This window comes from Blastochloris viridis, from assembly GCF_001402875.1.
GTDB classification, from domain to species: Bacteria; Pseudomonadota; Alphaproteobacteria; order Rhizobiales; family Xanthobacteraceae; genus Blastochloris; species Blastochloris viridis.
Map to the genome: position 1 here is coordinate 3,701,988 of NZ_CP012946.1, position 22,854 is coordinate 3,724,841.

Consider the following 22,854-nt stretch of genomic DNA (forward strand, 5'->3'; position numbering starts at 1 on the left):
ATCAAGCCAGGCCACAGCGGGTGCGGCAGACGAAACGCCCACTTGATCAGGCGCATTCGTGCCTCCTCCTTCAAACAAAACGGGCGGACCGAAGCCCGCCCGTTTGATGCATCAAGTCCGGAACCGAAATTCGCGCGGCCTTACGCCGCCTGCTTCTTCGGCGAGATCAGCTTGCGGTTGACCAGGAGCTCGGCGATCTGCACCGAGTTGAGGGCGGCGCCCTTGCGCAGATTGTCCGACACGCACCAGAACGACAGGCCGTTGTCGACCGTGCTGTCCTCGCGGATGCGCGAGATGTAGGTGGCATCCTCGCCGGTGGCCTCGACCGGGGTGATGTAGCCGCCGGGTTCGTGCTTATCGATGACGAGGCAGCCCGGCGCCCGCGCCAGGAGGGCGCGCGCTTCGTCCGCCGTCACCGGCTGCTCGAACTCGACGTTGACCGCCTCCGAGTGCGACACGAACACCGGCACCCGCACGCAGGTGGCGGTGAGCTTGATCTTGGGGTCGAGAATCTTCTTGGTCTCGACCATCATCTTCCACTCTTCCTTGGTCGAGCCGTCCTCCATGAAGACGTCGATCTGGGGAATGAGGTTGAAGGCGATGCGCTTTGGGAATTTTTTGGTCTCCATCTCCGAGGCGGTGAACACCGCGCGGGTCTGGGAGAACAGCTCGTCCATGGCGTCCTTGCCGGCACCCGACACCGACTGATAGGTCGCCACCACCACCCGCTTGATGGTGAAGGCGTCGTGCAGCGGCTTCAGCGCGACCACGAGCTGCGCGGTCGAGCAATTGGGATTGGCGATGATGTTCTTCTTGGTGAAGCCGGCGACGGCGTCGGCGTTCACCTCCGGCACGATCAGCGGCACGTCGGGGTCGGTGCGCCAGGTCGAGGAATTGTCGATCACCACGCAGCCCTGGGCGCCGATCCGGGGCGACCATTCCTTCGACACCGTGCCGCCGGCCGACATCAGGCAGATGTCAGTGCCGGTGAAGTCGAAATTCTCGAGCGCCTTCACCTTGAGCGTCTTGTCGCCGTAGGACACCTCGACGCCCATGCTGCGGCGCGAGGCGAGCGCCACCACCTCGTCGGCGGGGAAGCCCCGCTCGGCGAGAATCGCCAGCATTTCGCGGCCCACATTGCCCGTGGCCCCGACGACTGCGACCGAGTAACCCATCCTTGACTCTCCGGCGAAGATCCCGGGCCGCAGGAATACCTGCGGCAACCTGGGATTCCCGGCTTCTATTGCAGAAGGCGGACGGACACAACACGGTCGAGGGTGGAACATTCCGGCACCGGTGCTCCGAACCACCCGGCGGGCGGCTGCGGCAGCACCCGTTCGTCTGCCGCGCCGCGGCGTCTCGTACCAACGGCCCCCGATGCTGACGCAGGGGCCGTTGAAGCTCGCAAACTTTCATCCATGAAATCGATGATTTCACGGAAATCTGCGATCGTTGCGGTGTGCCGGGCGGCCTCAGGCCGGGGTGCGGAGCCGGGCGCGCTGGCGGCGCCGGGCCTGGGCGTGCGCGACGAAGGTGGCGAACGGCACCAGCCGGCCGCGTTCCTCGGCCGGCGCCACCGCCCGCGGCGGCCGGTTCGCACGAACCTGCCAGTCCAGCCAGATCACCTGTCCGCGCTCGGGCATGTCTTCGAACAGGGCGTCGAACCATTTGCCGGCCTTGTACATAGGGCCTCCTCGGGGGTTCCCCGGAACTCATCCTGTCGCGCAACGCGGCAGACGGTTCGAGGTTCCGTTTGGGGATTGCCGGCCGGGGGTCCGCTGCGGCCTGCCGAGGGAACCGCGCCGTCGCTCGCCGCGTTGCCGTCTTGCAACGGCGGCTCGGGAACGCCGGGGTGGGGCACATCCGCTCTGGCGGAGGTTTGTTAACCCCTCTATCCTAAGCTCGATTCAGGTTTTCGAGGGTGTCATGCGGCTCGCCGGTCTTGTCGTTTCCACCGTGGCGCTCGCGTTTGCGGCGGCCACCGTTTTGCCGAGTGTGGCCGACGCCCAGACGCGGCGGTCGCCCTCGCGTCTCACCGTCACGCCCAAGCAGTCCTATCTCTATCCGGGCACCAATTATCCGGCGCTCAATGCCGCCGATTACGCCGTCGATCTGCGCTTTCGCTCCGGCGTGCCGGCCGAGACCATGACCGGACCGGGCGGCGACGGCGGCCGCTTCAACCTGCCGCAGCCGTTCGAGCTGGGCGGCACCCGGCCGCTGCCGTTCTGAACGGGCGTTCGGGCAGGTCTCTTTCGGATTTCGATATCAAACGGCCGGGCACGCGCCCGGCCGTTTTGCGTTGATGGCGTCGTCTTCCCACTTTGAGGGAGCAAGAGGCGCCCGGCGAGGGCGCCTCAGCAGCTTCGAGGTGGCGGAGCCCGCCAGCGGCCACGCCTTGGGCGCGTCCCGGTGGCGTTGGGGCCTGACGCCCGGCCGCGGTCAGCCCGACAGCGCGTCGAGCTCGGCCAGGATGGCGTCGCCCATCGCCGTCGTGCCGATGGTGGCCTGACCCGGCGCGGCGATGTCGCCGGTGCGCAGGCCTTTCGCCAGCACGTTGGCGGTGGCGGTGTCGAGCAGATCCGCCGCCTCGCCGAGCCCAAACGAATAGCGCAGCGCCATGCCGAGCGAGCCGATCATCGCCAGCGGGTTGGCGATGCCCTTGCCGGCGATGTCGGGGGCGGAGCCGTGCACCGGCTCGTACATCGCCTTGCGCTTGCCGGTGACGGGGTCCGCTTCACCGAGCGAGGCCGACGGCAGCATGCCGAGCGAGCCGGTCAGCATCGCGGCGATGTCGGACAACATGTCGCCGAACAGATTGTCGCAGACGATGACGTCGAATTGCTTGGGCCGGCGCACCAGCTGCATGCCGCAGGCGTCGGCCAGCTGGTGCTCCAGCTCGACCTCTGGGAATTCGCGGCGGTGGACCTCGGTCACCACCTGGTTCCACAACAGGCCCGACTTCATGACGTTGCGCTTCTCGGTCGAGGTCACCTTGTTCCGGCGCTTCTTGGCGAGGTCGAAGGCGACGCGGGCGATGCGCTCGATCTCGAAGGTGTCGTAGACCTGGGAATCGATGGCGCGCTTCTGGCCACCGCCGAGGTCGGTGATGGTCTTGGGTTCGCCGAAATAGACCCCGCCGGTGAGCTCGCGCACGATCATGATGTCGAGGCCCTCGACCAGCTCGCGCTTCAGCGACGATGCATCGGCCAGCGCCGGGTAGCAGATCGCCGGGCGCAGGTTGGCGAACAGGCCGAGATCCTTGCGAAGGCGCAACAGGCCCGCCTCCGGACGGGCGTCATAGGGCACGCCGTCCCATTTCGGCCCGCCGACCGCGCCGAACAGCACGGCGTCGGACGCGTGCGCCAGCTCCATGGTGGCGTCGGTGATGGCGACGCCGTCGGCGTCATAGGATGAGCCGCCGACCAGCCGCTCGTCATAATTGAAGGCGGCGACGCCGCGCTTTTCGAACCACACCAGGAGGCGCTTCACCTCCGCCATCACCTCGGGGCCGATCCCGTCGCCGGGCAGAAGCAGGAGCTTGAACGAAGGCATGGTTCTCTCGCAGGTCGGGCTGAAGGAGATCGTCATCCCGGCCGGAGCGAGGACATCTCCGAGCGGAGAGCCGGGATCGTCAGCAGGTCAAATGTCTGCTTGCGGTCCCGGCTCTCGGCTCCGCCTCGGCCGGGACGACGAGAATGAGACGATTCCTCTAGAAGCTCGCGGGGCGGGCCGCAAGTATCAGCGCGGGCGGCGGGTCACACCGCGTTCCGATCCCGCTTTTGCGTACCATGCTCAGCGTCCGCGCCGGAGCGCCTCAAGAACATCGGCGGTGGCGCGGCCAGTGACCGGCAGGCCGTTCCTCTGCTGCACCGTGCGGATGGCGGCCACGGTCTGGCGCCCGATCACGCCGTCGGCGACGCCGCCGATGTCGAAGCCCGAGCGCATCAGCAGCGTCTGCAGCTCGCGGCGGCCGGCGCGGTCGAGCGGGCGCTCAGTGGTCGGCCACGGCGTCGTGATCGGGCTGCCGCCGCGCAGCCGGTCGGCGAGGTGGCCGATCGAAAGGGCGTAAACGATGGTGGGGTTGTAGCGGTAAAACGCCTCGAAATTGCGGGTGACCAGGAAGGCCGGGCCGCGCCGCCCGGCCGGCAGGATGATCGCCGCCGGGGCATCCGTGGCGAGGCTGCCGCCCAACGCCCGGCCGTCGACCCGCCGCACACCGGCCGCTGCCCACGCCGCGACCGGCTTGCGGTTGAGCCGCCCGGTCTCGCTCTCGGTGACGGCATCGGGCAGCGCGACCTCCACCCCCCACGGCAGCCCGGCCTGCCAGCCATTGATGCGCACGAAATTGGCGATTGAGGCCAGCACGTCCGGCACCGAGCGGGCGACGTCGCGCTTGCCGTCGCCATCGCCGTCGACCGCGACGCGGAAAAACACGGTCGGCATCAGCTGCGGCCCGCCGAACGCGCCGGCCCACGAGCCGTACAGTGCCTCATAGGGGATCTCGCCGGTGGCGGCGACGCGCAGCGCCGCGATCAGCTCGGTGCGGAAATAGTCGCGCCGGCGCGGCGCGGTGCAGGCCAGCGTCGCCAGCGAGCGCACCACGTGGCGCAACCCCACCGTCTTGCCGTAGTCGCTCTCGATGCCCCACACCGCGACGATGGTGGCGGCGTCGACGCCGTACCTTGCCTCAAGCCGCGCCAGCAGGGCGGCGTGCTCGCGCAGGAGGCGCTTGCCCTCAGTGATCTTCTCGTCGTCGACCAGGGCGGCGACATAGTCCCAGGCCGGGGTGCGGAACTCCGGCTGGTTCTGCAGGAAGCCGACCACCGAGGCGTCGGTGAGGAGGCCGCGGAAGGCGCGCTCCAGCACCGCTTCCGGCACGCCCTTGGTGCGGGCCTCGGCCTTGACGCTGTCGACGCAGGCGGTCGGCAGCGGCGGGCCGTCGACCGGACCGACGGCGAGGGCGGGCGTCGCCGCGGCGACGGCGGCAAGGGCGAGACAGGGTGCGATTCGAGCCATGGCCGGCAGTCTAGCCGAGACGCGGCGATCTGCCGACAGCGCCGCCGCTCAGGATGCGCGGTCGCTGACGTCGAGGCGGCGGCGGACGCGGTCGAGCTCAGCGATGGTATCGGCGAGGCGCCGGGCCAGCAGCGCCTGCAGCTGTTCGGCCGCCGCAGGGTAACCCTCCAGCATGCGCAGGAAGGTGTGGCGGGGAATGCGCAGCAAGGTGGCGTCGTTGCGGCCGACCGCGGTGGCCGGGCGGCGCACCTCGGTGATTAGCGCGGTCTCGCCGATCATCGCGCCGGGGCCGGCCAGCACCTCGGCGCGGTCGGTGTGGAGCACGTTCTTCAGCGCCACCGTGCCGGAGGCCACCACGTACGCGGCGTCGGCGTCCTCGCCTTCGCGAAACAAGGTGTCGCCGGCCTTCAGCCGCCGGGCCTCGGCGCCGATGGCGAGAATGCGCAGAGCGTCGCGGCCGAGCACCTGCAGCACGGCCACGCGTTCCAGCAACGCAACGTCGTCATCGAGAGCCATCGGCCTGCCGACCTCTCAAAAGCGCTGTCCGATCTGACGTCATCGGGCCAAAAAACGCACGAAGTATTTGAGTTTCCAATCGTTCATTGGCAACCGGGGTAGGCTGAAAATCCGTCAGGGAACCAGCTTGTAGCCGCCGCCTTCGGTCACCAGCAGCTGGGCATTGCCCGGATCCTTCTCGATCTTCTGGCGCAGGCGATAGATGTGGGTTTCCAGAGTATGGGTGGTGACGCCGGAATTGTAACCCCACACCTCCGACAGCAACACGTCGCGCGCCACCGGCTGCTGAGAGGCGCGGTAGAGGTAGCGCAGGATGGCGGTTTCCTTCTCGGTCAACCGGATCTTGGAGCCCTTGGCGTTGATCAGCAGCTTTTGGCTGGGCTTGAAGCTGTAGGGGCCGACGGCGAACACCGCGTCCTCGCTGGCGTCGTGCTGGCGAAGCTGGGCGCGGATGCGGGCGAGCAGCACGGCAAAGCGGAACGGCTTGACGACGTAATCGTTGGCGCCGGCCTCCAGGCCCAAAATGGTGTCCGAATCGGCGTCGTGCCCGGTCAGCATGATGATCGGCGACTTGAAGCCGGACTTGCGCAGCAGCCGCACCGCCTCGCGGCCATCGAGGTCCGGCAGGCCGACGTCCATGATGACGAGGTCGATCTGGCCGGCCTTGGCGGCCTGGATGCCGCCCTGGGCGGTGTCGGCGAAGGCGGTCTCGAACTCCTCGTGCAGGTCGAGCTGTTCGACCAGCGCCGTTCGCAGGTCGTCGTCGTCATCGACGACGAGGATCTTGCGCGAAGCCGATATGGTCGTACTCATGCTGCATCTCTTGGTCTTAGCCGCAACGCCACCCCACCGCGGCGGGCTTGGGCCGCGGGGGCAATACCGGCCGGTTCAGGTTGCCGCAGACGGCAGGCCAGCGGAACCAATTTTAACGCTAATCTCAAGTCTTGGTTAACCATGCCAGTCTCGCCTCTGTCCCGCCTGCGGGTCACCCGTCGTCCCGGATGCCGCACCAGCGGCATCGTCGTGGCCGGCGGCCGCGCCATCCGCTGCGCCCTCGGCCGTGCCGGCATCCGCGCCGACAAGCGCGAGGGCGACGGCGCCACCCCGGCCGGCGCGTTCGCGCTGGGGCGGGTGTGGTGGCGGGCCGACCGTGTGCCGCCGCCGGGCGGCGGCCTGCCGCGACGTCGCATCCGCCGCGATGACGGCTGGTGCGACGCGCCGTGCGATGCCCGCTACAACCGACCGGTGCGGCTGCCATGCCGCGCCTCCCACGAAGAGATGTGGCGCAATGACGGACTTTACGACCTCGTCGTCGAAATTTGCTGTAATGTTTGGCCACGCCGCAAAGGTCGCGGCAGCGCCATCTTCCTTCACGCCGCCCGGCCCGGCTTTGCGCCCACCGCCGGCTGCGTCGCGCTTCACCCTGCCGAGCTGCGCCGGCTGATCGCCCGGCTCGGCCGTGCGAGCCGGATCGTCATCGCGCCGTGCTGACCCGCACCCGGCTGTCGCTGCTGCTCGGCGCTGCCCTTGCCGCCGTTGCCGTGCTCGGGGTGTGGCCCGAGCTCGATTTCGCCATCTCCGCGGCGATGTACGACCCGGTCTCCGGCCGCTTTCCCGCCGCCGATGACCCGGCGCTGAAGGTGGTGCGTGAGGCGCTCCGCTTCCTGCCGCACCTGATGTTCTGGCCGGCGCTGCTGCTGTTGGCGCTGGCACTGGTGCGGCCAACGCTCCGGCTGCCGCGGCGGGCGCTGATCTTTGTGGTGGCCACCTTCGCGCTCGGCCCCGGCCTGATTGTAAATGGCGTGGTCAAGAACGCCTGGGACCGGCCGCGGCCGCGCGATGTCGCCGCGTTCGGCGGCACCCAGCCGTTCCAGCCGTGGTGGCAGCCCGGCAAGGGCTGGTTCGACAACCGCTCGTTCGTGTCGGGCGAGGCGTCGTCGTCGGCCTGGACGCTGGCGCCGGCCGCGCTGGCGCCGCCGCCGTGGCGGGCGATCGCGATCGCCGCCGCTGCCACCTACGCCGCCGCCACCTCGGCGCTGCGGGTGGTGTTCGGCGCCCATTTCCTATCCGACGTGGTGCTCGGCGCGCTGGTGTCGCTGGTGCTGGTGCGGCTCGGCTATCGCTGGTACCGCCGTGACGACCGCCAGGGTGGCGAAGCTTGGCAGCGGGGGAGGGCGCTGATACACCGCGCCGACCCCACAATCCGGAGTGCCGACATGCCGAAAGGCGACGTCAAGAAGGTGGTGCTCGCCTATTCGGGCGGGCTCGACACCTCGATCATCCTGAAATGGCTGCAGACCACCTATGCTTGCGAGGTGGTGACCTTCACCGCCGACCTGGGCCAGGGCGAGGAGCTGGAGCCGGCGCGCAAGAAGGCCGAGCTGCTCGGCATCAAGCCCGAGAACATCTTCATCGAGGATTTGCGCGAGGAATTCGTGCGGGACTACGTGTTCCCGATGTTCCGCGCCAACGCCCAGTATGAGGGGCTCTATCTGCTCGGCACCTCGATCGCCCGGCCGCTGATCGCCAAGCGCCAGATCGAGATCGCCCGCAAGGTCGGCGCCGACGCGGTGTGCCATGGCGCCACCGGCAAGGGCAACGATCAGGTCCGCTTCGAGCTGGCCTATTACGCGCTGGAGCCCAACATCAAGATCATCGCGCCCTGGCGCGAGTGGGACCTGACCTCGCGCACCCGGCTGATCGAGTTCGCCGAACAGAACCAGATCCCGATCGCCAAGGACAAGCGCGGCGAGGCGCCGTTCTCGGTGGACGCCAACCTGCTGCACACCTCCTCCGAGGGCAAGGTGCTGGAGGACCCGGCGGTCGAGGTGCCCGACTACGTGTTCTCGCGCACCCTCAGCCCCGAGCAGGCGCCCGATACCCCGACCTACGTCACCATCGGCTTCGAGAAGGGCGATGCGGTGTCGGTCGACGGCGTTCAGCTCACGCCAGCGGCGCTGCTGACCAAGCTCAACGAGCTTGGCCGGGCGAATGGCATCGGCCGGCTCGACCTGGTCGAGAACCGCTTCGTCGGCATGAAGAGCCGCGGCATGTACGAGACGCCGGGCGGCACCATCCTGCTGCTGGCCCATCGCGGCATCGAGAGCGTCACCCTCGACCGCGGCGCCGCGCACCTCAAGGACGAGCTGATGCCGCGCTATGCCGAGCTGATCTATAACGGCTTCTGGTTCGCGCCCGAGCGCGAGATGCTGCAGGCACTGATCGACAAGAGCCAGGAATTCGTCACCGGCTGGGTGCGGCTGAAGCTCTACAAGGGCGGCGTCCATATCGTCGGCCGCGACAGCCCGTACTCGCTGTACGATCAGGAGCTGGTGACCTTCGAGGAGGGCGCGGTGGCCTACGACCACCGCGACGCCGCCGGCTTCATCCGCCTCAACGCCCTGCGCCTGCGCACCTATGGGGCGCGGACGCGGAAGCTGGGGGGGTGAGGATCGCGGGTGCCACTGGCATCCGGATCATCTACACTGGTATTTCGTTTGGACGTTGTCGCAAGGGAGGTGCCGTATGACCGATGCTCTCAAGCGTTTGATCGATACGGCCCGCCTTGCGCCGATGTCGCCGGAGGACCGCGAGGCGCAGCGTCGCAGCTTCGCCTATGGCAACACTCATTTTGAGAACCCGGCCATCACCCGGGAGATGATCGACCGCGAGGCGGAGAAGCTGAAGGCGGCCGCTTCCGATGAGCGGTGACGAGCCCGCAGCGACCCGTCGTCATAGCGTCGCTGCCGACGCAGAGGTCATTACTGACCCTAAGGCGCGGGCGGAGGCTGAAGCCCGCAATGGGCTTCGGCAGTTTGATCTCGGGCTGAGGATTGTCGAGGACGCGCTCGCCAAGCGCGCATTCCGGCTGCGGTCCTCCCTCATACTCTCATTGCATCGCGAAGCGCTCACCGGCATCAGTCCGTTGGCCGGGAACTGGCGGCCAGCCGGAGTTGGCATTGAGGGAAGCCGGCATCAACCCGTCGGTGCACACCTTGTGCCGGAGTTGATTGAAGAGTTGTGCGACTACGTCAACGACAACTGGGAAGCTAAGACGGCGCTTCATCTGGCCGCCTATATCATGTGGCGGCTGAACTGGATTCACCCTTTCAGCGATGGTAACGGCCGAACGTCACGAATTCTTTCGTATGTCGTGCTCTGCATCAGGATCGGCTATGTATTGCCCGGATCGAAAACGATCCCCGACCAGATCGTTGACAATCGGAAGCCTTATTTCGATGCGCTTGAAGCGGCCGATGATGCCTGGAAAACCGGTATCATCGACTTGAACAGGATGGAAAAACTGCTGGAAAGTCTGCTCGCGGTCCAGCTCACGGACATCCTCGACCAGGCTGCCGGCACGCACCACTTGGAACCGTGACCGGCTTCAAAAATCCACCGCCAAGCCCTTGATCTCCCAGTCGCCATAGCGAACCGGCTCCAGCCCGCCGCGGCCGTGGCGCTCGGTCGGCGGCCCGGCGTCGCCGCGGGCGGCTCTGCGCGCCGCCGCCTCGGCCAGGGCGCGCTGGGCGGCCGGCGGCAGCTCGCGCGCCGGTGCAGTTTCAGCAGCGGTGGTGGTCGGTTCGGTATCGCTCATGGCCCAACCATGGCGCGCGCCGACCGCGCCATCAAGAGGGCGGCGGCAAAAGCGCAGCGGCGCGGTGCCGCGCCGGCCTGTGCTGGCCTCATGCTGCGGAGCCTGTCCTCGGGTCGCGCCGCAGGCGCGCCCGAGGACAGGCTCCGCAGCCGTCTCGAACCATGGGGCTGCCCTCAGCTCTTAGGTTCGCCTCAACCTTCGAGACGCGGTCTTGCGACCGCTCATCAGGATGAGGCGAACTGGCGCCGGTCCCGGCCGACATCGCGCTTCACCTCGCGCAGCCTTGCCCGCGCCGGGGCGCGCCCCCATCTTCTCCGCAAATTCCCGGGGTACCGCCCCCGCGCGGAGGAGACCGATGAATTATCTGAAAACCGCCATTCTGCTCGCCGGCATGACCGCGCTGTTCATGGCGGTGGGCGCGATGATCGGTGGCCAGCAGGGTATGATGATCGCCTTGATCGTCGCCGCGGCCACCAACCTGTTCGCCTATTGGAATTCGGATCGGATGGTGCTGAGCATGTACAATGCCCAGCAGGTCGACGACGCCACCGCCCCCGATTTCGTCGGCATGATCCGCGACCTGTCGCAGCGCGCCGGGCTGCCGATGCCGCGGGTCTATGTCATCGAAAACCCGCAGCCCAACGCCTTCGCCACCGGGCGCAACCCCGAGAACGCCGCGGTCGCCGCTACCACCGGCCTGCTCAACACCCTGTCGCCGGAAGAGGTGGCGGGGGTGATGGCGCACGAATTGGCGCACATCAAGAACCGCGACACCCTGACCATGACGGTTACCGCCACCATCGCCGGCGCGATCTCGATGCTGGCGAATTTCGGCCTGTTCTTCGGCGGCGGCCGCAACAACAACTCGCCGCTCGGCGGTATTGGCGCCATCCTGGTCGCGGTGCTGGCGCCGCTGGCGGCGATGGTGGTGCAGATGGCGATCTCGCGCTCGCGCGAATACGAGGCCGACCGGCTGGGCGGCCAGATCGTCGGCCAGCCGCTGTGGCTGGCGTCGGCGCTGAACCGCATCGCCGGCGCCGCCCATCAGATCGAGAACTATGACGCCGAGCGCAACCCGGCGACGGCGCACATGTTCATCATCAACCCGCTGTCGGGGGCGCGGATGGACAATCTGTTCTCGACCCACCCGGCGACCGAAAACCGCATCGCCGCGCTGCACCGGCTGGACACCGAGCTGCGGGACGGCGCCGGCTTCGGGACGTTCAGCGCCCAGGCGGGGCGGGCGGCCTCGCCGTTCGCGCGCGGCTCGGTGCCGCCGACCCGGCCCAGCCAGCGCGACAATCGGCGCGGTCCTTGGGGCTGAGCCAGCCGCCGGCTTCCCATCGCCGTTGGCATGAGCCAGCGGCATCGCCGGCGACAAATCCAGCGGCCCCGCGCGGCGGCGCCCGGGGCCGCCGCCGTCACGCGGTCGGGGTGACGTCCTTGCGGGCGCGCTCGCTCTTCTTGCGGTCGTTGGGATCGAGGATGGTCTTGCGCAGCCGGATCGACTTCGGCGTGACTTCGACCAGCTCGTCGACGTCGATATAGGCCAGCGCCTTCTCCAGCGTCATGCGGAGCGGCGGCGTCAGCCGCACCGCCTCGTCCTTGGAGGTGGTGCGGATGTTGGTGAGCTTCTTGCCCTTGATGACATTGACCTCGAGGTCGTTGTCGCGGGTGTGCTCGCCGACGATCATGCCCTCATAGACCTTCCAGCCCGGCTCGATCATCATCGGGCCGCGGTCCTCGAGGTTCCACAGCGCGTAGGCCACCGCCTCGCCCGGCTCATTCGCGATCAGCACGCCATTGCGCCGGCCGACCATCTCGCCCTTGAACGGGGCGTAGGCGTGGAACAGCCGGTTCATGATCGCGGTGCCGCGGGTGTCGGTGAGCAGCTCGCCCTGGTAGCCGATCAGGCCGCGGGTCGGGGCGTGGAACACCAGCCGCAGCCGGCCGCCGCCGGAGGGGCGCATCTCGACCATCTCCGCCTTGCGGGCGGACAGCTTCTCCACCACCACGCCGGCGTGGTCCTCGTCGACGTCGATCACCACCTCCTCGACCGGCTCCAGCACGCTTCCGGACGAATCCTTGCGGTACACCACCTGCGGCCGCGACACCGCGAGCTCGAAGCCCTCGCGGCGCATGGTCTCGATCAGGATCGCCAGCATCAGCTCGCCGCGGCCGGAGACCTCGAAGGAGTCCTTCTCGGTCGATTCAGCGACGCGAAGTGCGACGTTGCCCTCGGCCTCCTTGAACAGCCGGTCGCGGATGACGCGGCTGGTCACCTTGTCGCCCTCGGTTCCGGCCAGCGGCGAGTTGTTGACCATGAAGGTCATCGACACCGTCGGCGGGTCGATCGGCTGCGCCTTCAGCGGCTCATCCACCTCCATGGCGCAGAAGGTGTCGGCGACGGTGCCCTTGGTCATGCCGGCGATGGAGATGATGTCGCCGGCCGAGGCCTCGTCGATCGCGGTCCGCTCGATGCCGCGGAACGCCAGGATCTTGGTGATGCGGCCCTGCTCGACCACCATGCCGTCGCGCGACAGCACCTTGATCGGCTGGTTGGGCTTGATGGTTCCTGAGCGAATCCGCCCGGTGATGATGCGGCCGAGATAGGGGTTGGCCTCGATGATGGTGCCGAGCAGGCGGAACGGCCCCTCGTCGACATCCGGCGCGGCGACGTGCTCCAGCACGAGGTCGAACAGCGGCGCCATGCCCTGGTCCTTGGGACCCTCGGGCGCCTTGGCGATCCAGCCTTCCTTGGCCGAGCCGTACAGGATCGGGAAGTCGAGCTGGTCGTCATTGGCGTCGAGCGCGGCGAACAGGTCGAACACCTCGTTGACCACCTCGGTGATGCGGGCGTCCGGCCGGTCGACCTTGTTGACCAGCACGATCGGCTTCAAGCCGAGCTTGAGCGCCTTGCCGACCACGAACTTGGTCTGCGGCATCGGTCCCTCGGCGGCGTCGACCAGCACGATGGCACCGTCCACCATGTTGAGGATGCGCTCGACCTCGCCGCCGAAGTCGGCGTGGCCCGGGGTGTCGACGATGTTGACGCGGGTGCCGTGCCACTCGACCGAGGTGCACTTGGCAAGGATGGTGATGCCGCGTTCGCGTTCGAGGTCGTTGGAATCCATCACCCTCTCGGCCACCCGCTGGTTCTCGCGGAAGGCGCCGGATTGTTGCAGCAGGCGGTCGACCAGGGTGGTCTTGCCGTGGTCGACGTGGGCAATGATGGCAATGTTGCGCAGGCTCATGAACGATCTTTCGGGGCAGCCGGAGGCGGCACCCCGGCGGGGCGGTTGCCCACGGGCTGGCGTCTCTAAGCGGGGTGGATAAGCGGCGTCGCGTCTCGCTTAGCCGACCCTGGGCGACGGTTCAATGACGCTGGACGAGATCCGGCCGCTCGGGCAGGTTACGCCGCGTGGTCGAGCGACCCGCCCGGCCGGGCCGCGCGCACCAGCATCATCTCGCCGACATTCTCCGGCGTGACCAGCCCGACCAGCCGCTCGGCGTCGTCGACCACACCGAGCGCGGGCGCCTGGCTCTGGCGCAGCCGCTGCAGCGCCAGAGCCAGCGGCTCCAGGCTGTGCGCGGTCGGCACCTCGACCAGCACTTCCAGCACCGGCGTCGCGCCGCCGGATTGGCGCAGCGCCGCCAGCATGGCCTCGCGGGTGAGCACGCCGCGCAGCCGCCCGGCGCCGTCGACCACCGGGAACTCCTTCTGGCTGGTGCGCAGAAGCTCGTCGACGGCGGTGTCGACGGTGGCGTTCGGCAGCAGGGTCTCGAACTTGGTGATCATCGCCGCCGACACTGGCATGTCGCGGGTGGCGTCGCGCAGCGCGACGTCGTTGGACTCGGCCGTGGCGGCAAGATAGACGAAAATGGCGATGAAGATCAAAAGCGGGTTGTAGAACAGGCCGACAAAGCCGAGCAGGAACGCCACGCCCTGGCCGACCGCGGCGGCAAGGGCGGTGGCGCGGGCAAAGCCCATCCGGGTGGCGAGCAGGGCGCGCAGCACCCGGCCGCCATCCATCGGGAACGCCGGGATCATGTTGAAGGCGGCGAGAAACAGGTTGGCCGCGGTCAGCCGGGCGATCAGGCTCGCGCCGGCATTCTCGATCTCGTTGAGGTAGCTGAGGTCGATCGCCGCGCCCATCGCCAGCATCAGCACGCCGGCGATCACCACGTTCACCGCCGGCCCGGCCAGCGCCACCACCAGCTCCTGGCCCGGCTTCTCGGGCATGCGCTCCAGGCTGGCGACGCCGCCGATCGGCAGCAAGGTGACGTCGGGGGTGCGGATGCCGTAGCGGCGGGCGGCGAAGATGTGGCCGAACTCGTGCGCCACCACGCAGGCGAACAGCAGCGAGATGAACAGCACGGCGTCGAGCGCAGCGCTGGCGCCGCCGGTGGCGTAGCCGGCGATGCCGATCCAGGCGAGCAGGATCAGAAACGTCAGATGGATCCGCACGACGGTGCCGGCGATGACGCCGATCGGGATGGACCACGACATGCCTTCTCTCCTGTTGACCGCGCCGGCGCCGCAGTTGACCGGACCAGCCTCGGCGCCGACTTTAGCAGGCTCCCGCGCGGCATCGGCTATCGTACCGAGCTTAAGGGACCGTTGGGCAAGGCCGGCCGGACGATCTGCGCCGCCGCTGTCGTCCGCGGTTCGAGGCGCCGGCCCAATCTAATGTAGGCACCGTGGTGCGAAAGTCGCGGCGTGCCGCTGGTTTCCGCCGCGGGCGGATACCGCCCGCCTGCCGTTAACCCTCTATTAACGATCCTCCTTGAAGCGAGCCGGCCGGCGTGCTTCGATTGCGCCATGTCGACGATCACCATCGAAATCCGGCGAGCGCGGACTGACGACGCGCAGAACCTCGCAGAGGCACACGACGAGGCATGGCGGGCGGCCTATCGCGGTTTGATTCCCGGCATGGAACTGGAGCGACTCATCAACCGGCGCGGTCCTGGCTGGTGGGAGACGGCAATCGGGCGCGGTTCGCGGATCTCGCTGATCATGTTCGGCGACCGGGTGGCGGGCTACGCCAATTACGGCCGCAACCGGGCCAAGAGCCTGCCCTACGCCGGTGAGGTCTACGAGATCTACCTGAAGCCGGAATTCCAGGGCATCGGTTTCGGCCGACGGCTGTTCGGCCACGCCCGCCGCGATCTGTCGACCTGCGGCATGGCCTCGACGGTGGTGTGGGCGCTGTCCGACAACGACCTCGCCACCGGCTTCTACCGCTCGCTCGGCGGCCGCGCCGTGGCGCGCTCCTCGGAGACCTTCGGCACCCGCGTGCTCGACAAGGTCGCGTTCGCCTGGCCGAGCTGAGGCAGGGGTTCCGCCGCGGCCTGCCGAACCCGCCCGGTTCGTCCAGTCCGGCGAGGGTGACGGCTCCCAGCGCCGCGCCGACGTTCCCAGCCCGCCGTGGACGCGGCGGCGCACGGAGGGGTTTGCGCAAGCTTTGCGATTGTCGGCGGCCGTCCGCGGCCATAAGAAGGGCGCGGACAAGGAGAAATCCCCGATGCGCATTGACGCCATATCGATCGGCGAGAACCCGCCGTACGAAATCAACGCCGTGATCGAGGTGCCGACCGGTGGCGACCCGATCAAATACGAGATGGACAAGGCGTCCGGCACGCTGGTGGTGGATCGCTTTCTCTACACCTCGATGCACTATCCCGGAAACTACGGGTTCATCCCGCACACCTTGTCCGACGACGGCGATCCGCTCGACGTGCTGGTGCCCAACCAGCGCGCCATCATCCCCGGCGCCATCCTGGCGGTGCGGCCGATCGGCGTCCTGTTCATGCAGGACGAGTCCGGGATGGATGAGAAGATCATCGCGGTGCCGACCCCCAAGCTGACGCCGCGCTATCAGCATCTGCACCACTACACCGACCTGCCTGACATCACCCGCCAGCAGATCCAGCACTTCTTCGAGCATTATAAGGATCTGGAGCCCGGCAAATGGGTGAAGGTGACCCGCTGGGGCGACCGTGAGGAGGCCCACCAGCTGATCATCGAGGCGATCGAGCGCGCCAAGCAGGCCAAGGCCGGCACATGACGACGGCCAGGTGAGCGCCGCGCCGTGACAGCTTCGACCCCGGCCGGGGGGGCGCCCGGTTACGCCGGCCCGGCCGGGGTTGCCGGCTGGCTGTTGTTCGACTGGGCCGGACAACCGTTCTTCACCCTCGTCACCACCTTCGTGTTTGCGCCGTATTTCGCCGCGGTGGTGGCGCCCGACCCCGCCAGCGGCCAGGCGTTGTGGGGCTTTGCCACCGCCGCGGCGGGCCTTGCCATCGCGCTGCTGTCGCCGGCGCTCGGCGCCATCGCCGATGCCGGCGGACCGAAGAAGCCGTGGGTGGCGGCGTTCGGCGGGCTGATGTGCCTGGCGGCGGTCTCGCTCTGGTGGGTGGTGCCCGGCGCGCCGGGGGCGGTGACGCTCGGCCTCGTTGCCTTCGCCATAGGCACCGTCGGCGCGGAGTTCGCCCAGACCTTCAACAACGCCCAGATGCCGCGGGTGGTGCCCCCGGAAAAGCTCGGCCGGCTGTCCGGCACCGGCTGGGCGGTGGGCTATCTCGGCGGCCTGGTCAGCCTGTTTCTCACCTTGGGGTTCCTCGCCGCCGACCCGGTCACCGGCAACACCCTGCTCGGCCACGTCCCGGCGTTCGGGCTCGACCCCGCCGCGCGCGAGGGCGAGCGCCTGACCGGGCCGTTTTCGGCGCTGTGGTTCCTGGTGTTCGTGATCCCGATGTTGCTGTTCACACCCGACGCGCCGCGCCAGCTGCCGCTGCGGCGCGCGGTGGGCGAGGGGTTCCGCGCACTGCGCCGCACCGTCGCGCACGTTCGCGCTCACCGGAACATCCTGGCGTTCCTCGCCGCCAACATGATCTACACCGACGGGCTGATCGCGCTGTTCGCGTTCGGCGGCATCTATGCCGCCGGCACCTTCGGTTGGTCGGCGGTCGAGCTCGGGGTGTTCGGCATCCTGCTCACCATCGCCGGCACGCTCGGGGCGCTCGCCGGCGGCTGGCTCGACGACAGGCTGGGCCCGAAGCCGGTGATCCTCAGTGGCCTGGCGCTGCTGGCGATCGCCAGCGTGCTGGTGCTGTCGGTCGGCCGCGATTTCGTGCTGTTCGTGATCGCGGTGCCGCCGGCGGCCCCAGGCCACGGGCTCTATGACTCGCTGCCGGAGCAGCTTTACGTCGGCTTCGGCCTTTTGATCGGCGCCGCGGCGGGCCCGGTGCAGGCGTCGTCGCGGGCGCTGCTGGCACAGCTGGCGCCGGCCCACGACATCGGCCAGTTCTTCGGCCTGTTCTCGCTGTCGGGAAAGCTGACCTCGTTCGCCGGGCCGTTCCTGGTCGGCGTCGTCACCGCGCTGAGCGGCAGCCAGCGGCTCGGCATCGCGGTCCTGGTGGCGTTCTTCGCGGTGGGGATGGCGATCTTGGCGCAGGTCAAGACGCCGGAGACCGTGCGGGGGTGAGCCTCCTGCCGTCATCCCGGCCAAGCGGCGAAGCCGCGCGAGCCGGGATCGTCGGCACAAAGGTGCCCGTCCTGCTCGCGGTCCCGGGTCGCGCGGGCATCCCGCTCGCCCGGGACGACGATTGATCAGATCAATGCCTGAAATGCCGGGTGCCGGTCAGCACCATGGCGAGGCCGCGCTCATCCGCCGCCGCGATCACCTCATTGTCGCGGATCGAGCCGCCGGGCTGGATCACCGCGGTCGCGCCAGCTTCCGCCGCCGCGATCAGGCCGTCGGCGAACGGGAAGAACGCGTCGGATGCCACCACGCAGCCCTTGGTGAGCGGCGCGGCGAGGCCGGCCGCCTCCGCCGCGTCGATCGCCTTCCTGGCGGCAATGCGGGCGGAATCGAGCCGGCTCATCTGGCCGGCGCCGATGCCGACGGTGGCGCGGTCCTTGGCGTAGATGATGGTGTTCGACTTGACGTGCTTGCAGACCCGGAACGCGAACTGGAGATCCGCAAGCTCGGCCGCGGTGGGCGCGCGCTTGGTGACCACCTTCAAGTCCATGGCCTCGACCACCGCATCGTCGCGCGACTGAACGAGCAGGCCGCCGGCCACCGTCTTGGCGGTGAGGCCGGCGCTCCGCGGGTCAGGCAGGCCGCCGGCGATCAAGAGGCGCAGGTTCTTCTTGGCGGCGAACACCGCGATGGCGTCGTCGTCGGCCTCCGGCGCGATCACCACCTCGGTGAAGATCTCGGCAATCGCCCGTGCGGTCTCGGCGTCGAGCCGGCGGTTGACGGCGATGATGCCGCCGAACGCCGACACCGGATCGCACATCAGCGCCTTGCGGTAGGCTTCCAGCAGCGAGGGCGCCTCGGCGACGCCGCACGGGTTGGCGTGCTTGACGATCACCACCGCCGGGGTGCGGGTGGGATCGAACTCGGCGACGCACTCATAGGCGGCGTCGGTGTCGTTGATGTTGTTGTAGGACAGCTCCTTGCCCTGGAGCTGGCGGGCGGAGGCGACGCCGGGCCGCACCTCGCCGGTGCGGTAGAACCCGGCCCACTGGTGCGGGTTCTCGCCATAGCGCAGGCGCTGGGCGAGGCGGCCGCCGACGGCGCGGAACGCCGGGGTGGTCTCGCCGACCTCGGCCAGGAGCCAGGTCGAGATCGCCGCGTCATAGGCACCGGTGCGGGCGAAGGCACGGGCGGCCAGCGTCTTGCGGGTCTGAAGCGTGGTGCCGCCGTGGGCTTTGATCTCGTCCAGCACGGTCTGGTAGTCGCCGGCATCGACCACCACCGCGACGTCGTGATGGTTCTTGGCGGCGGCGCGGATCATCGCCGGTCCGCCGATGTCGATGTTCTCGATGCAGTCGTCATAGGCCGCGCCGTTGGCGAGGGTCTGCTCGAACGGGTAGAGCGACACCACCAGCAGGTCGATCGGCGGGATGCCGTGCTCGGCCATCGCCGCGGCGTGGGCGGCATCGTCGCGGATGGCGAGCAGGCCGCCATGGACCTTGGGGTGCAGGGTCTTGACCCGGCCGTCCATCATCTCCGGGTAGCCGGTCACCTCGGCGACGTCGGTGACCGCGATGCCGGCGTCCTTCAGCGCCTGAGCCGTGCCGCCGGTCGAGACCAGAGCGACGCCATGGGAGGCCAGCGCGCGGGCGAACGGGACAAGGCCGGTCTTGTCCGAAACGGACAACAGCGCGCGGCCGATGGGGCGGATACGTTCAGGCATATGACACCATTTCAGTCAGGCGGTACGGCCGGCGTCGACGCCGGCGTCGGTGCGGATGAAAGTCCAGCGGATGCGCGTGCTGGCCCGAAGCCGGCCATGCAGCACGATCTGCACGGTTCGGCGCGGCCCGTCGGTCGCACCGAGATAAACGCTCTCCTCGATGTCCGGGGTCAGGCCGTGGCTGGCGAACAGCCAGGAATCCCGATCCGGCAGCACCAGCAACAGGCTTTCGCCGGCGCCGATCGCGCTGACCTTGACCGCCGGATGAAGGTGGAAGCGGATGGCGTAGTCGTCATCCCCGACCTTCACGTGCTGGGCCGCGTCCTGGAACACGTCCTCGCCGTCGAGCCGGCTGCCGTCGGCGGTCAGCCGGAGCGAGCGCTGATGGAGAACGCCGAAACGCGAGACATAGCCGTCATGGCTCGCCCGCACCACAATTGAATCGGAGCGCTGGGTGCGCTCCACCCGCACGTCGCGCGGACCCTCGACGATGGGGACGCCCACCCGCTCGGCGAAGCCGCCGGTCAGGAAGCGGCAGGACGAGGTGTCGGCCAGCACCGCGGTGGAGTGGGCGGCGGTGGCGCGGGCGGCGGCACGCCAGGCGGCGCGGTTGGCGGTCGGCACGCCGCAATTGACCACCACGCGGTGACGCCCGGTCGACAGTTCGAACGACAGGCAGCCGGCGTGGGCTTCTCCGGACACCGCCAGCGGCGGCGCGGCGCCGGTGTCCACCAGCACCACGGTGGCGCCGGCCTCCAGCCGCTGATAGCCGCCGTGCGGCGCGTTGGCGATCGGCCGGCCGCGGGCATCGTCATAGGCGAGCAAGGTGGCGAGGTGGTCGGCGGCGGTCGGGCCCATGCCGTTGAAATTGGCCAGGGTGCCGTCGCGGTGGCGGAAGAATCGCAACATCGGCATGGTGCGGTCGACCGCGTTCAGCAGCGCCGCCGGTGGCACGCTGCGGGCGGCGAAAGCCTGCCGGAGCGGCAGCAGGTCGAGCAGCAATTCGACCAGCACGCCGGGATTGCGGCTGATGTGCACGCCATCGGGCAGGATCTGGCGGCTGAGCTCCTCGCTCAGCCGGTGCTGGGCCGCCTTCAACAGCCGGCCCTGGCCCGCCATGCACAGCCCGGCGAAACATAGGGCGATCGCCGACACCAGCCGCGGATAGCCGTCCGGGGCGTCGGCGGCGACCTTGCGCAAGAACCGCACCTGCTTGAGCAGGCTGCGCAGGAAGCGGCGGTAGAACTCGTGGTCGGCGCGCTCCAGGATCATCGGCGCGTGGGCCAGCCAGACGATGATGCGCCGCGCCAGCACGGTTGGCTCCCACGCCGCCGGGTCGAACCCGCCCTGGAACTCGATCCACTCGTCGATCAGGGTGCGGGCATTATGCTGGGCGGCCTCGGTGCCGGCGGCGCGCAGATGGCGCAGCCAGGCGAACGACATCAGCTCCTCGGCCCACTCCGGCGAGGGCGGCGGCATCTGGAACGCTGAGCGGCGGTCGACCACCACCAGCTTGCCGGCGAAGGCGAAGCGGCCGGCATAGATCTCGCTGGCGTTGGTGGGGTCGGCGGTGCGGAGATCCTGCGGCGCGATCACCAGGCGGTCGAGCGCCCCGGCCGAATAGCGCCAGCGCACGAGGCGCGTCGCCGCCCACCCCGCCCGCATGTCGCGCGCCAGTCGCTCGGCGACGAACAGGCTGGTGCGCGCTCGCGCCATCCCCGCAATCCCCCTTCGCCGCATCCCTGGCCTGCCATCGTGGGTGAAAGCCGGCGCCGCGCCTCGGACCTTCGCCCCAGGCCCACGTCACCCACAAGCGCACAGCCATGCCGGCCGGCCGCGCTCGACATCGCCGCCGGCTGATGTCGAGGTCGGACCACGAGCATGGCACGCCGGGACAATCTGCAACCATCCGACTCGCCGCCACCATATAAGAGGGGCGGCGAACGTCAAAACCACCATGACGGCGTCAGGGGACAATGAGCCGGGCGGCGAAGAAGCCGTCGAGGCCGGACATCGCCGGGTCGGGGTCGGTCAGGTGGCAGGGCAGGGTGCGAAGGTCGCCGGCATCGGTGATCCAGGCCGGGTCCGCGCCGATCTCGCCGGCCAGGATCGGCAGTCGCGCCAGCTCGGGCCGGCGCTCCAGCAGCGCCGCGATCTGCCGCGGCCCTTCCTCCGCTTCCAGCGAGCAGGTGCAATAGACCAGGCGCCCGCCGGGCTTGACCAGCGCCGCCGCGCGGTCGAGCAGGGCCGCCTGCAGCTCGGCCAGCGCGGCAATGTCCTGCGGCCGCTTGGTCCAGGCGACGTCGGGGTGGCGGCGGATGGTGCCGGTCGCCGAGCACGGCGCATCCAGCAGCACCGCGTCGAACGGCCCGCCGTCGAACGTCAGCACGTCGGCGCACACCACCTTGGCATCAAGGCGGGTGCGGGCGAGGTTCTGGCGCAGCCGCTCCAGCCGCGCCTCGGTGCGGTCGACCGCGGTGACGATGGCGCCGGCGGCGGCAAGCTGCAGGGTCTTGCCCCCAGGCGCGGCGCAGAGGTCGGCGACGGCAAGGCCGTTCACCGCGCCGAGCAGCCGGGCCGGCAGCGCGGCGGCGGCGTCCTGCACCCACCACGCCCCGTCCGAGAAGCCGGCGAGCTGGGGCACCGCGCCCTTGGCGGCGAGACGCACCGTGCCGGTCGCCAGCAGCCGGCCGCCCAAGCGGTCGGCCCAGCCGGCGCCGTCGTCTTTCACCGACAGGTCGAGCGCGGCCTCATGACGGTGGGCTTCGGCGATGGCGGCGGCGGTTTCGGCGCCGTAGGTCTTCACCCACCGCGCCATCAGCCAATCGGGGGTGTCGAGCCCGGGGTCGGTTAGCTCGGCCAGCGCCGCGCGGCCTTCGCCGGCGACCTTGCGCAGCACGGCGTTGGCGAGGCCGGCATAGTGCCGGGCGGCGTGGTCGGCCTGGGCCAGCCGCACCGACAGGTCGACCGCGGCATGGTCCGGCACGTCGAGGAACAGAATCTGGGCGGCGCCGAGCAGCAGGGCGGCGTCGAGCCGCGGCCCGCCTTTCGGCGCGCGGGTCAGAAAGCGCGACAGCACCGCGCGCAGCGTGCCGTGGCGGCGCAGCACGGTGGCGACCAGCATCCGCACCAAGGCGCGGTCGCGCTCGGCAACGGCGGCAAGTGCGGCATCCAGCGCCTCGTCGAGCGGGCGGCCATGGTGCAGCACGCCCTCGATCAGTTCGGCGGCGACGCGGCGGGCGGCGAGTCCGGGCGGGGGCGCGACCGGCGGGCGGGGCCGGGCAGCGGAACGGTGGGGGGGTGCCATGAGCGCGGTCAATCCGGCGAAGTGGAGCGAAGGTGACAAGTGATGCAAAATCCGGCCGATCCGGCCGGTGTCCGGTCGCCGAACGATCCCGTTGCGATCGAGGATTGCCGGCGTCGTCGTTTCGGCGATCACGAGGTGATCATCCACACCCGATGAGTTCCCGCCGGTCCGGGCTCGTTGTCAAATGGCAGATTCAATCGCTCCACGCCAT

21 protein-coding genes and 1 pseudogene are annotated in these 22,854 nt (G+C 69.3%); 10 read left to right on the forward strand and 12 right to left on the reverse strand.

Translation table 11 applies throughout. The annotated features are described in order from the left end of the window. Positions 1-140: 140 nt before the first annotated feature. A complete protein-coding gene (locus BVIR_RS16075; protein WP_055038537.1) occupies positions 141-1,175 on the reverse strand; it encodes an aspartate-semialdehyde dehydrogenase in 1,035 nt (344 codons plus the stop codon). Between the two features lie 297 nt (positions 1,176-1,472). Beyond that, positions 1,473-1,685, reverse strand: coding sequence for a hypothetical protein (locus BVIR_RS16080; protein ID WP_055038538.1), 213 nt, complete (start codon positions 1,683-1,685; stop codon positions 1,473-1,475). A gap of 241 nt (positions 1,686-1,926) precedes the next feature. Between BVIR_RS16080 and BVIR_RS16085 the strand changes: the two genes are divergently transcribed. Next, on the forward strand, positions 1,927-2,229 hold the full coding sequence (locus BVIR_RS16085) for a hypothetical protein (protein ID WP_055038539.1): 303 nt from the start codon (positions 1,927-1,929) through the stop codon (positions 2,227-2,229). 210 nt (positions 2,230-2,439) lie between these two features. Here BVIR_RS16085 and leuB read toward each other — a convergent pair whose 3' ends face one another. From leuB to BVIR_RS16105, 4 genes are all read right to left on the reverse strand, one after another. Next, positions 2,440-3,552 carry a 3-isopropylmalate dehydrogenase gene (gene leuB / locus BVIR_RS16090; protein WP_055038540.1) on the reverse strand — a complete coding sequence of 371 codons (1,113 nt, stop codon included), beginning with the start codon at positions 3,550-3,552 and terminating at the stop codon, positions 2,440-2,442. Between the two features lie 240 nt (positions 3,553-3,792). After that, positions 3,793-5,016: a lytic murein transglycosylase gene (locus BVIR_RS16095; RefSeq protein WP_055038541.1), complete on the reverse strand. Its 1,224-nt coding sequence runs from the start codon at positions 5,014-5,016 to the stop codon at positions 3,793-3,795. Between the two features lie 48 nt (positions 5,017-5,064). Further along, entirely contained in the window at positions 5,065-5,532 is a 468-nt protein-coding gene (locus BVIR_RS16100; protein ID WP_082417259.1) for a cyclic nucleotide-binding domain-containing protein, read from the reverse strand. 114 nt (positions 5,533-5,646) lie between these two features. Next, positions 5,647-6,345: a response regulator transcription factor gene (locus tag BVIR_RS16105; RefSeq protein WP_055038542.1), complete on the reverse strand. Its 699-nt coding sequence runs from the start codon at positions 6,343-6,345 to the stop codon at positions 5,647-5,649. Positions 6,346-6,486: 141 nt separating this feature from the next. Between BVIR_RS16105 and BVIR_RS16110 the strand changes: the two genes are divergently transcribed. The 5 genes and pseudogenes from BVIR_RS16110 to BVIR_RS16125 all read left to right on the forward strand — a co-directional run bounded on the left by BVIR_RS16110 (position 6,487) and on the right by BVIR_RS16125 (position 9,913). Further along, the gene (locus BVIR_RS16110) at positions 6,487-7,023 is read left to right on the forward strand and encodes a L,D-transpeptidase family protein (RefSeq protein ID WP_055038543.1); all 537 of its coding nucleotides are present in this window, start codon (positions 6,487-6,489) and stop codon (positions 7,021-7,023) included. Between the two features lie 185 nt (positions 7,024-7,208). Then, positions 7,209-7,655: pseudogene (locus BVIR_RS17285) on the forward strand (phosphatase PAP2 family protein); the annotation flags it as partial. A gap of 93 nt (positions 7,656-7,748) precedes the next feature. Beyond that, positions 7,749-8,981 (forward strand): argininosuccinate synthase, encoded by a 1,233-nt coding sequence (locus BVIR_RS17290; protein ID WP_055038980.1) that lies wholly within the window; start codon positions 7,749-7,751, stop codon positions 8,979-8,981. Between the two features lie 76 nt (positions 8,982-9,057). Beyond that, a complete protein-coding gene (locus tag BVIR_RS16120) occupies positions 9,058-9,243 on the forward strand; it encodes a hypothetical protein (protein ID WP_055038544.1) in 186 nt (61 codons plus the stop codon). Further along, complete coding sequence (locus BVIR_RS16125; RefSeq protein WP_055038545.1) at positions 9,233-9,913, forward strand: Fic family protein; 681 nt, start codon at positions 9,233-9,235, stop codon at positions 9,911-9,913. Before BVIR_RS16120 ends, BVIR_RS16125 begins: the two co-directional genes overlap by 11 nt. A gap of 6 nt (positions 9,914-9,919) precedes the next feature. Here BVIR_RS16125 and BVIR_RS16130 read toward each other — a convergent pair whose 3' ends face one another. After that, the gene (locus BVIR_RS16130) at positions 9,920-10,129 is read right to left on the reverse strand and encodes a DUF1674 domain-containing protein (protein ID WP_055038546.1); all 210 of its coding nucleotides are present in this window, start codon (positions 10,127-10,129) and stop codon (positions 9,920-9,922) included. Positions 10,130-10,484: 355 nt separating this feature from the next. Between BVIR_RS16130 and htpX the strand changes: the two genes are divergently transcribed. After that, positions 10,485-11,453: a zinc metalloprotease HtpX gene (gene htpX, locus BVIR_RS16135; RefSeq protein WP_055038547.1), complete on the forward strand. Its 969-nt coding sequence runs from the start codon at positions 10,485-10,487 to the stop codon at positions 11,451-11,453. A 97-nt stretch (positions 11,454-11,550) separates the two neighbouring features. Here the strand turns inward: htpX and typA are convergent, their stop codons facing one another. Next, positions 11,551-13,383 (reverse strand): translational GTPase TypA, encoded by a 1,833-nt coding sequence (typA, locus tag BVIR_RS16140; RefSeq protein WP_055038548.1) that lies wholly within the window; start codon positions 13,381-13,383, stop codon positions 11,551-11,553. A 158-nt stretch (positions 13,384-13,541) separates the two neighbouring features. Beyond that, positions 13,542-14,639 (reverse strand): site-2 protease family protein, encoded by a 1,098-nt coding sequence (locus BVIR_RS16145; protein ID WP_055038549.1) that lies wholly within the window; start codon positions 14,637-14,639, stop codon positions 13,542-13,544. Positions 14,640-14,951: 312 nt separating this feature from the next. Here BVIR_RS16145 and BVIR_RS16150 point away from each other — a divergent pair, with 312 nt between their 5' ends. The 3 genes from BVIR_RS16150 (at position 14,952) to BVIR_RS16160 (ending at position 17,616) form a co-directional block, all read left to right on the forward strand. Further along, on the forward strand, positions 14,952-15,461 hold the full coding sequence (locus BVIR_RS16150) for a GNAT family N-acetyltransferase (protein ID WP_055038550.1): 510 nt from the start codon (positions 14,952-14,954) through the stop codon (positions 15,459-15,461). A 193-nt stretch (positions 15,462-15,654) separates the two neighbouring features. Further along, positions 15,655-16,197: an inorganic diphosphatase gene (gene ppa, locus BVIR_RS16155; RefSeq protein ID WP_055038981.1), complete on the forward strand. Its 543-nt coding sequence runs from the start codon at positions 15,655-15,657 to the stop codon at positions 16,195-16,197. A 24-nt stretch (positions 16,198-16,221) separates the two neighbouring features. Further along, positions 16,222-17,616, forward strand: a complete 1,395-nt coding sequence (locus BVIR_RS16160; protein ID WP_055038551.1) for an MFS transporter — start codon at positions 16,222-16,224, stop codon at positions 17,614-17,616. Positions 17,617-17,746: 130 nt separating this feature from the next. On the opposite strand, the gene purH is transcribed toward BVIR_RS16160, so the two are convergent. The 3 genes from purH to BVIR_RS16175 form a co-directional block, all read right to left on the reverse strand. After that, positions 17,747-19,336 (reverse strand): bifunctional phosphoribosylaminoimidazolecarboxamide formyltransferase/IMP cyclohydrolase, encoded by a 1,590-nt coding sequence (gene purH / locus BVIR_RS16165; RefSeq protein ID WP_055038552.1) that lies wholly within the window; start codon positions 19,334-19,336, stop codon positions 17,747-17,749. Between the two features lie 15 nt (positions 19,337-19,351). Continuing rightward, positions 19,352-21,052 (reverse strand): heparinase II/III family protein, encoded by a 1,701-nt coding sequence (locus BVIR_RS16170; protein WP_236823636.1) that lies wholly within the window; start codon positions 21,050-21,052, stop codon positions 19,352-19,354. Positions 21,053-21,302: 250 nt separating this feature from the next. Then, positions 21,303-22,643 (reverse strand): RsmB/NOP family class I SAM-dependent RNA methyltransferase, encoded by a 1,341-nt coding sequence (locus BVIR_RS16175; RefSeq protein WP_055038982.1) that lies wholly within the window; start codon positions 22,641-22,643, stop codon positions 21,303-21,305. Positions 22,644-22,854 lie beyond the last annotated feature (211 nt).